We start from the raw sequence: 3,703 nt of genomic DNA, 5'->3' as shown, positions 1-3,703 counted from the left end.
TTCTTTCGCGTCAGTTCCCGATGCGCACGAACTGTGCGGCGCTGACCCGGTGGATGCTGGTGTTGCGGACTTCGAGTCGGACCGTGCCGGTGGCCTCGGCGGCGTAGCGGAACGAGCCCAGCGAACGCCAGGCCGCCGCGCCCTGCGTCTGGTCCACGATGACCTCGGAGCTGCCGTCCTGATGCTCCACGACGTAGGCCGCCGAGGTCGTGGTCGTCGAGTTCGTGGGGTACCAGACCGAGACGCGGTAGAGACCGGCATCCGGCAGCTCCACGTTCCACGTCACCGCGCTGCCCATGGAGTCGGAGTCGCTGTACCGCGTCCTGGTGCCGTTCCAGCCGGACAGGCCGCTGGGGTACCAGTTGCCGGACTCCAGATAGCCGGGCCACGGGGACTGGGTGTGCGCGATGACGCCCTCGTCGGCGACGCGCACGAGCACACCCCGGCGCAGGGTCTGATCGAGACGCGCCTCGAACCGCGTCGATGATCCAGGCGCGACGCCCGAACCCGCGGTCACCGTCCAGGTGTGGGTGAGATCGGATCGCGGGGGCACTGTGATGCTCGTGCTCTGCTGCCCCACACTCCACCCGCTGACGCCGTACAGCGCGAGCGTGCCCTGCAGCGGGGTGACGCCCGTGTTGATGACGAGCGCGGTGAGCTTGGCGACGGCGCCCGGTCCGCTGACGATCTCGACGTCGGAGGTGAGTGACACCAGCCGTCGACGGTCGATCACCTCGATCGCGGCCGCGCGCAACTGCACCGGATCCTCCCCCGCGACCGTCACGTTCGCGGTGACATCGACCTCGCCGAGCTCCGCGTTCGTCGCGATGATCGCCGCCGATTCCACCCGCGCGGAGCCCTCCGCGGGGACCGTGATCGCCGGTACGGTGCCGTCGAGCTGCCACCCCGCCGGCAGGGCCACCGTGATGTCGCCGGTGATCGGGTCACCGGTCGCGTTGCGCACCTCGAAGATCAACGGCACGCGGTCCCCGGCCGTACCCGTCGCCTGCGCGATCACGTCGCCCACGATTCCGGAGTTGGCTCCGGTGATCCGGGCGGGCAGCCGCAGGGTCACCTCTTCGATCGTCGTCCCGCCCGTGGTGATCGCGTACCGGAATTTGTCGGTGAGGTCGTCTACCGGGATCGTCCACTCGTAGGGATACGCCTTCGCGGGAGCCTGCTTCGCCGGCTTCCCGCCGATGCGATACGACAGCGTCGCCTGCTGCTCAGTGTCGATCTGCACGTAGGCGTCGTAGCCCTGTCCGTCGGGCCGCACCAGGAGCATCCCGCGGGCGATCCCGTAGTCGGTGGCGGGGTCGGTGTCGACCTCGTGGAAGCTGTCGCGGCCATGATCGGCCACGTCGTCGAACGGCAGCCCGGGGCGCTGCACGTCCACGTTCCGGATGACGAGGGCGACGAGCCCGCGCGCCGGCACAGTGACGGTGACCCGACCGTTGGCGGCCGCGCCGGTGGACCGGCTGCCGTTCGCGGTCACCAGCTCGACGGCACCCGAGAAACCTCGGGGAATGCCCGTGAGCTCGGTGGCGAGGTCGACGATCACCTGCTGCGCCGCACCGGCGGAGTTGGTGAGGCTGACGTAGAGAGCATCGTTGCCGACGCCGCCGATCCAGTTGACGAGCGGATTGGAGACCGAGATCAGCCCCGCAGGGAGATAGGGCCAGACGCCGTCCTCGCCGAAGAAGGTCCCCGGGGCGTGGCCGTAGGCGAAGAACTTGAAGTAGGCGAAGTCGGCCTCGAACACGTGCGGGAACTCGATCGCCCCGCCGCTGCGGTAGAAGCTCTCACTGAGCAGGTAGTCCATCGCGAGGCCGAGCTGCGCGGGGGCGTGATGGAAGTAGTACCCGGTGATGCCCACCGGACCGCTCGTCGCGAAGTCGGGCTTCATGTGCGCGACCTGGAACTGTCGGCCGTAGTAGCCGGGATAGGTCGTGAACCGGCCGATCACCATGTTGTGGGCGATGTCGGCCAGCAGCTCGTCGCCGATGTGATGCGCCAGTCGCAGCAGGGCACCCGCCCAGCACGGGTTGAACACATAGCCCCCGCCCGGGTTGGTCAGTGTGCTGACGCCGAGCTTGAACGACGACAGCGCCTCGAACGTGAGACCCGAGGGAGACACGTACCAGGCCGGGACGGTCTCGGTCGGCACGTTCGTGGTCGGATACGACGGCAGCGACGAACGCGACTCCCAGTCGTACTGCTGCTTGATCACGTGGCCGGCCGGCACCGTGACCGTGCCACCCGGAACCGGGCGGACCGCCGTCTGCGTGATGAAGCGCTGCACCTCCCGGTACGCGCCGTCGAGGAACTCGGTCTCGCCGGTCGCCTCGAACATCTCGAGCAGGTCGACCCAGTATTTCGAGAAGCTGTACGCGAACCCGCCGGGCGGCTGACCGTTGCTGCGGTACGGCTCCAGGATCTGCTCCTGGGAGTAGCGGCGGGCGATCAACGTCGCCTCGGCGAGGTACGCCGGATCCCCGGTGACCCGGTACGTCGCAAGAGCGTTCGAGAACGGCGCCCTGCTCTGCCCGACGACGCCGGCCTTGGTCGCCTTCACCGCGAGCCGCTGGATGCCGGCGTTGCGGCCGTGCGTGAGCTGGTAGAGCGACGCCAAATTCACGGCATCCGTGGGGATCCGGCCGATGCGGTACTGGCTCGTGTCGTTGTAGACCGGGCTCCCGATCATCGGTGTATGCCCGATGCCCTTCCGGGAGAGCTGGTACTCGACGAGCGGCCGCGCGCGGCGGTCGTACAGAGTGCCGTCTGCTGTGCCGGTGAGATAGTGCGCCGAGAGCACGACACCACTGGCCGCCGCGCGCACGGCATCCTCGTTCTCCACGTCGACGAACCCCTTGGCGCGATTCCACCAGCCGGAGTACGAGGGGATGTAGTCGGTCGAGTCGTCTCCGTCGGGTTCCACCGCGATCAGTGCCGCCATCGCGTGCACGGCGTCGGTGAGCGAGCGGTCGTAGACGTTGCTGCGGTAGGCGGTCAGCCCGTACTCGTTGCGGCACAGCTGCGCGTACGTGCCGTACAGCGTGTCCGGGCGGGCCGCGAGGCCGAACGCGAATCCGCGCTGCTCGCCGACGGCCATGGCCGTGCGCAGCCCGGGCTGCGGCGCGTACATGCTGGGCACGATGTCGAGGCTGTCGTTGCGCAGACTCATCCCGTAGGGCTGCCGGTCGGCCATCAGCTGGCGCTCGTGCACGAACTCGGCCACTTCCGCGGGCAGGTACACGCCCGAGGTGACGGCCACATCGCCCACGGCGTACTGGGTCAGCGCCATCGGCGCGAAGAGCTCCCATGCGCCCAGGGGCGCGGATCCGTCGAGCACCGAGAGCGCGTGCTGATACGACCCGCACAGCACCTCGTCGAGGTCGTCGAGCGATTTCGCGTCCTGGCTCTGGTAGCCGACGATGTAGTCACCGGCGGTCTTGGCGGTCAGCACGTAGTGCGCCTCAGGGTGGGCGCCCTCCAGCCGCCAGCGGACGACCAGGTCGACGTCGTCGGTGCTCGTGGTCAGCTCGATGGCCTGCGAGCCGAGCACCTGGTAGGAGGTGAAGCCGAGCCAGCTCGGCGCCAGGGGTCCGTACAGCTCGGGAGCACTCCCCGACGGCAGTGTCCCCTCCAGCACGAGCCACTGCTCGTCGAAGCGGTGCGCCGGGTCGGTGACCTGCAGCCACCC

1 protein-coding gene is annotated in these 3,703 nt (G+C 68.9%); it reads right to left on the bottom strand.

Going from position 1 to position 3,703, the window contains the following annotated elements; all coding sequences use genetic code 11:
• Positions 1-10: 10 nt before the first annotated feature.
• Positions 11-3,703: golvesin C-terminal-like domain-containing protein (locus ACNPM4_RS15165; protein ID WP_448986221.1), on the bottom strand; the 3,693-nt coding region annotated here is incomplete at its 5' end.

This window comes from Microbacterium umsixpiens, assembly GCF_053543675.1.
Note: the sequence above shows the minus strand (reverse complement) of the source record. Positions and strands in the feature narration are given on the sequence as shown.